8 protein-coding genes and 1 pseudogene are annotated in these 5,201 nt (G+C 63.3%); 2 read left to right on the top strand and 7 right to left on the bottom strand.

The genetic code is table 11. From position 1 onward, the window contains the following. Positions 1-26: 26 nt before the first annotated feature. On the bottom strand, positions 27-461 hold the full coding sequence (locus EN984_RS22080; RefSeq protein ID WP_127272482.1) for a hypothetical protein: 435 nt from the start codon (positions 459-461) through the stop codon (positions 27-29). 32 nt (positions 462-493) lie between these two features. Beyond that, complete coding sequence (ureC, locus tag EN984_RS22075) at positions 494-2,209, bottom strand: urease subunit alpha (protein WP_164748835.1); 1,716 nt, start codon at positions 2,207-2,209, stop codon at positions 494-496. Positions 2,210-2,388: 179 nt separating this feature from the next. On the opposite strand from ureC, the gene EN984_RS22070 reads away from it, so the two are divergent. Both EN984_RS22070 and EN984_RS22065 read left to right on the top strand, forming a co-directional pair. Further along, positions 2,389-2,772 (top strand): hypothetical protein, encoded by a 384-nt coding sequence (locus EN984_RS22070; RefSeq protein ID WP_127269523.1) that lies wholly within the window; start codon positions 2,389-2,391, stop codon positions 2,770-2,772. A 129-nt stretch (positions 2,773-2,901) separates the two neighbouring features. Then, positions 2,902-3,387: a hypothetical protein gene (locus EN984_RS22065; RefSeq protein ID WP_127269524.1), complete on the top strand. Its 486-nt coding sequence runs from the start codon at positions 2,902-2,904 to the stop codon at positions 3,385-3,387. Positions 3,388-3,422: 35 nt separating this feature from the next. Here EN984_RS22065 and EN984_RS22060 read toward each other — a convergent pair whose 3' ends face one another. The 5 genes and pseudogenes from EN984_RS22060 to EN984_RS22040 form a co-directional block, all read right to left on the bottom strand. Next, on the bottom strand, positions 3,423-3,728 hold the full coding sequence (locus tag EN984_RS22060) for an urease subunit beta (protein WP_127269525.1): 306 nt from the start codon (positions 3,726-3,728) through the stop codon (positions 3,423-3,425). Positions 3,729-3,736: 8 nt separating this feature from the next. After that, positions 3,737-4,324: a HupE/UreJ family protein gene (locus EN984_RS22055; RefSeq protein WP_127269526.1), complete on the bottom strand. Its 588-nt coding sequence runs from the start codon at positions 4,322-4,324 to the stop codon at positions 3,737-3,739. Between the two features lie 32 nt (positions 4,325-4,356). Beyond that, positions 4,357-4,611, bottom strand: coding sequence for a DUF1272 domain-containing protein (locus EN984_RS22050; protein WP_127269527.1), 255 nt, complete (start codon positions 4,609-4,611; stop codon positions 4,357-4,359). A 10-nt stretch (positions 4,612-4,621) separates the two neighbouring features. After that, entirely contained in the window at positions 4,622-4,924 is a 303-nt protein-coding gene (locus tag EN984_RS22045; protein ID WP_127269528.1) for an urease subunit gamma, read from the bottom strand. A 28-nt stretch (positions 4,925-4,952) separates the two neighbouring features. Continuing rightward, positions 4,953-5,201: pseudogene (locus EN984_RS22040) on the bottom strand (urease accessory protein UreD); the annotation flags it as partial.

Genomic DNA, 5,201 nt, shown 5'->3' with positions numbered 1-5,201 from the left:
CTTACCAGCTGCTTCGACAATTTCGGCTAATCATACCAAAGCCACAGCTTTCGGTAGCCGGCCGGAACTTCAATCTGCTCGGCGGGCAGGTGATCGACATCTCCTTCCCAGGTTTCGTCCGGCTCGAAGCCTGATGGCAGCCAGCCAATCACATGTTCTTCGCTGGCGCGCGTTGTAATGACGACTTTGTCAGAGAATGGCCATTCTCCATCATCGCACTGCACGATCGCTATCCGGACATCGTGAACTTCGGGCTTTTTCCGTATCGACTGAAATGTAGCCAGAACCGTATCATTGTTCGGTGCCTCCGGGCTGTTGCACAGCAATCCGGCTTCGCCTTGAGCCCCATCGAAATATTCTTCCAATGTAACAAGCGGCATGGAGAGTGGGGCAATGCCGCCGTTGTATTTTTGCAGCGCGCCCATCCTCGAAATTAAGGCAAGTTTCTTTTGCTCGTCCATGATGGGTCCGATACGTCGTGGGCGCAGCAATCCTAAAACAGAAAATACCTCTGCGCCATCGGCAGCACGGTAGCCGGCTCGCAGGTGAGCAATTCCCCGTCGGCACGCACCTCGTAGGTTTCCGGATCGACCTCGACATGCGGCGTGGCGTCGTTGAGCACCATCGAATGCTTGCCGATGCCGCCGCGGGTGTTCTCGACGGCGACGAACTGCTTGTCGACACCGAGCCTGCCGTGCAGGCCTGATTCGAGCGCGGCTTTTGAAACGAAGGTCACCGACGAGTTGGTCCTGGCCTTGCCATAGGCGCCGAACATCGGCCGGTAGTGCATCGGCTGCGGCGTCGGGATCGAGGCGTTGGGGTCGCCCATGGGCGCTGCGGCGATCATGCCGCCGATCAGCACCATGTCCGGCTTGACGCCGAAGAAGGCCGGGTTCCACAGCACCAGGTCGGCGCGCTTGCCGACCGCGATCGAGCCGATGTCTTTCGACAGCCCATGCGCGATGGCCGGGTTGATCGTGTATTTGGCGATGTAGCGGCGGACGCGGAAATTGTCGTTGTTGCCGGTCTCCTGCGGCAGCGAGCCGCGCTGGCGCTTCATCTTGTCGGCGGTCTGCCAGGTGCGGATCGCGACTTCGCCGACACGGCCCATGGCCTGCGAATCCGACGAGATGATCGAGAAGGCGCCGATGTCGTGCAAAATGTCTTCCGCCGCGATGGTCTCCTTGCGGATGCGGCTTTCGGCAAAGGCGATGTCCTCAGGGATCGACGGCGACAAATGATGGCAGACCATCAGCATGTCGAGATGCTCGGCCAGCGTGTTGACCGTGTAGGGCCGCGTCGGGTTGGTCGAGGACGGGATGACGTTGGGCAGGCCGCAGACCTTGATGATGTCAGGTGCGTGGCCGCCGCCGGCACCCTCGGTGTGGAAGGCATGAATGGTGCGGCCTTTGATGGCGGCGACCGTGTTCTCGACAAAGCCGGATTCGTTCAGCGTATCGGTATGGATCATCACCTGCACGTCGTAGTCGTCGGCGACCGACAGGCAGCAATCAATGGCCGCCGGCGTCGTGCCCCAGTCTTCGTGCAGCTTCAGCGAGCAGGCGCCGCCCAGCACCATTTCCTCAAGCGCGGCGGGCAGGGAGGCATTGCCCTTGCCCGACAGGCCGATGTTCATCGGGAAGGCATCGAAGGACTGGATCATGCGGGCCATGTGCCATGGCCCCGGCGTACAGGTGGTGGCCAGCGTGCCGTGCGCCGGACCGGTGCCGCCGCCGAGCATGGTGGTGATGCCTGACATCAGCGCTTCCTCGATCTGCTGCGGGCAGATGAAGTGGATATGCGCGTCGAAGCCGCCTGCGGTCAGGATCTTGCCCTCGCCGGCGATGATCTCGGTGCCGGGACCAATGATGATGGTGACGCCATCCTGCGTGTCCGGATTGCCGGCCTTGCCGATGGCCGCGATGCGGCCGTCGCGAAGCCCGATATCGGCCTTGAAGATGCCTGCGCTGGCATCGATCACCAGTGCGTTGGTGATCACCGTGTCGACGGCGCCCTGGGCTCTGGAAACCTGGCTCTGGCCCATGCCGTCGCGGATCACCTTGCCGCCGCCGAATTTCACCTCTTCGCCATGGATGGTGAGATCCTTCTCGACCTCGATGAACAGTTCGGTGTCGGCAAGGCGCACTTTGTCGCCGACCGTCGGGCCATACATCTGCGCGTAGGCGGCGCGGGTAATTCTGGCCATCAGCGATTGCTCCCGAAATGCGGTTTGCCGAAATGCGGTTGGATTGAAGCGCGGCTGCACATTGCTGCCATCCTATGGTCACGCAATGACCCGCTGGGCGACACCTTCTGATCCCATTTGGCGGTTGAGGTTAGGGGGTCACCCCAGACCGACCGTTTGCCAATCGATGGAAAGGAAAATCCATGCGCAAAACGATAATTCTTGCCGCAGCTGCCAGCCTGATGCTGGCTGGCGCCGCCAGTGCCCAGCAGCAACCCGCGCCACAGCCCACTCCGGCGCCGGCAACGCCTGCTCCAGCCACGCCCCAGGCTCAGCCGGCGGTGCCGACGATCCAGAGCGTCAACATCGTCGACATCACGGAGCTGCCAAAGGACACCCAGACGCAGGTCAACCAGGTGATCGCCCAGCGCGGCGATGACGGCTTGAAGAAACTGCGCAGCTCGATCGACGCCACGCCCAAGGTGAAGTCGGCGCTGGAGGCCAAGGGAATGACCTCGGCGCAGGTGGTCGCGGCCAGTATGGAACCCAATGGCGCACTGACCCTGATCACCAAGAAGGCGAGCTGACGCCACGGCACGGCGGGCCGGCATCCGGCCGGCCGGCCGCATCGGGAAAGGAACCTTCGCCGGGCGGGATTCGTTTTGTTCTTTTCGCGCTAACCCGCGCCCCGAAACGATTTCTCTCAGGAGCGAGCGATGGCGATCACTTTCTCGACCAGAATGCAGGCAGTCGCCGCCATGGCGTTCCTGGCGGCTGCCGGTCCGGCTACCGGATTGAAGGCGCAAGGGCTGGAAAGCACGGAGACCGTCAACCGCATCGTCGGCTCGCAGGTCAAGCAGGAAGAGACCAAGGCCACCACTGAGGCCGCAAACGTCAACACGGCGATCGACCGCACGCGTGAAAACATCGGTACGGTACGCAAGACGTCCAAGCTCGACAAGGTCGACATCGTGTTCCTCACCGACGCCGCGCGCAGCGAAGGCGGCCCGCCGCCGGAGATCGAAAGCAAGGTCAAGCAGCATCAGGACGACATCACCGAGCTGCGCAAGGAGATCGAAGCCAACGCGCTGCTGTTCAACGCCATCGAATCGCAGCGCGTGCAGGCGCAGGATGTCCTTGCCGTCGAATTCGACGATCCCGGAAAGATCGTCATCTACGCCGCGGCCAAGCCATCGAACTGAGCTGAGCGCGCCGAAAGATCTCACAGCTTGAGATCTCACAGCTTGCCCATCACCTTCTGCTGAAATCCGTAGACCTCGCGCTTGCCGCCGAGCGGCACCAGCGTGACATCGCGCTCCTGGCCCGGCTCGAAACGCATGGCCGTGCCCGCGGCAATGTCGAGGCGCATGCCCCTGGCGCGCTCGCGGTCGAATTTCAGCCCCTCATTGGTCTCGAAGAAATGGTAGTGGCTGCCGACCTGGACCGGCCGGTCGCCGCTGTTGGCGACTTTCAGGGTGACGGTCGGCAGGCCCTTGTTGAGCTCGATGTCGCCGCCCACCGTGATGATTTCACCGGGGATCATGGTCGCCCTCACACGATGCCGAAGGCGAGACCGATGCCGATCGCCGCACAGGCGGCACCGGCAGCACGGGCCACTCCACGGAACCGGATGCCGAGACTGAGACCGGCAGCGATGCCGGCGGCATGCAGCAACAGCGTGGCGATGGCAAAGCCGGCCATGTATTCAAGCCCGCCGGCATTCTCCGGCACCTCGGTGCCATGCGCGTGGCCGTGGAAAAGTGCGAACAGGCCGATGATGGCGACCCCGGCCGAGACCGGCAGATCGATCGCCAGCGCCACCAGCAGCCCGAGCGTCACGACCGATGCCAGTATGCCCGGTTCGACGAAGGGCAGCGGCATGTGCAGCATACCCAGCGCGCCGCCGACCAGCATGACGCAGACAAAGGCCGCCGGCCAGGCAAGAACCGCCTTGCCGCCCTTGAGCGCCGCCCACAGCCCGACTGCGGCCATCACCGTCATATGATCGAGCCCGGAAAGCGGGTGCATGAAGCCGGCCGTGAAGGAGGAGGCCGTGCCGATGCCGACATGAGCATAGGCCGGCATGGCAGCGGCCAGCAGCAGGATCGCCGACAGGCAGAGGCGTTTGGCGGGGATCATCTGTTTGCCTTTCGTTTTGCTCGGTCTGGTGTTTACGCCGCCTTGCTGGGACCGCAGCCTTCAGCCTTGAGAACGCGTCTGCTCGACGCCGGATATTTCTTCAGCATCGCTGGCGGGCGGATCGGCCGCGCCGAAAAACCACCGCCGCAATTGGGGCAGATGCCGCCCAACACCTGTTCCACGCATCCGGCGCAAAAGGTGCACTCGAAGGTGCAGATCAGCGCATCCGTCGCCTCCGGCGGCAGGTCCTTGTCGCAGCATTCGCAGTTGGGACGCAGCTCCAGCATCCTGTCCTCCTCAACGGATCGGTTCGTGCACGGTCACCAGCTTGGTGCCGTCGGGAAAAGTCGCCTCGACCTGCACGTCATGGATCATCTCGGCGATGCCTTCCATGACTTGCGCGCGGCTGACGATATGAGCGCCGGCTTCCATTAGTTCGGCGACCGGACGGCCGTCGCGGGCGCCTTCGACGACGAAGTCGGTGATCAGCGCGATCGCTTCCGGATGGTTGAGCTTGACGCCGCGTTCGAGCCGCTTGCGCGCCACGATCGCCGCCATGGCGATCAGCAGCTTGTCCTTTTCCCTCGGCGTCAGGTTCATGCGTTTCCCTGGATTGGTAGAGACAGGCCTATAGTGACCATAATTTGGGCAACCCCGCCCTTCCGTTGAGCAATTCGACGAGTGGAACCAGCCGCTGGCGCAGCCGGTAGCCGTCCCCGGCGTAGAGCCTCGCAAGAAGCTTGCCAGATTTCTTCACGCTCCAGGCACTGGCGCTGCCGTGTTCGCCGACGATCTCCAGAACCCGGTCGAGCAGGGCCTCGGCGCGTGGCGACACCAGAAGCAGCGTCGCCACCGCGATCGCGCCGCCGGCAACCGC

The sequence above is a fragment of the Mesorhizobium sp. M7A.F.Ca.CA.004.12.1.1 genome, assembly GCF_003997835.1.
Lineage (GTDB): Bacteria > Pseudomonadota > Alphaproteobacteria > Rhizobiales > Rhizobiaceae > Mesorhizobium.
Note: the sequence above shows the minus strand (reverse complement) of the source record. Positions and strands in the feature narration are given on the sequence as shown.

Bases quoted from the DNA above. Each gene is read 5' to 3' on its own strand.
- EN984_RS22080 (WP_127272482.1), bottom strand. From the start codon at position 461: ATGGACGAGCAAAAGAAACTTGCCTTAATTTCGAGGATGGGCGCGCTG.
- EN984_RS22070 (WP_127269523.1), top strand. From the start codon at position 2,389: ATGCGCAAAACGATAATTCTTGCCGCAGCTGCCAGCCTGATGCTGGCT.
- EN984_RS22065 (WP_127269524.1), top strand. From the start codon at position 2,902: ATGGCGATCACTTTCTCGACCAGAATGCAGGCAGTCGCCGCCATGGCG.
- EN984_RS22060 (WP_127269525.1), bottom strand. From the start codon at position 3,728: ATGATCCCCGGTGAAATCATCACGGTGGGCGGCGACATCGAGCTCAAC.
- EN984_RS22055 (WP_127269526.1), bottom strand. From the start codon at position 4,324: ATGATCCCCGCCAAACGCCTCTGCCTGTCGGCGATCCTGCTGCTGGCC.
- EN984_RS22050 (WP_127269527.1), bottom strand. From the start codon at position 4,611: ATGCTGGAGCTGCGTCCCAACTGCGAATGCTGCGACAAGGACCTGCCG.
- EN984_RS22045 (WP_127269528.1), bottom strand. From the start codon at position 4,924: ATGAACCTGACGCCGAGGGAAAAGGACAAGCTGCTGATCGCCATGGCG.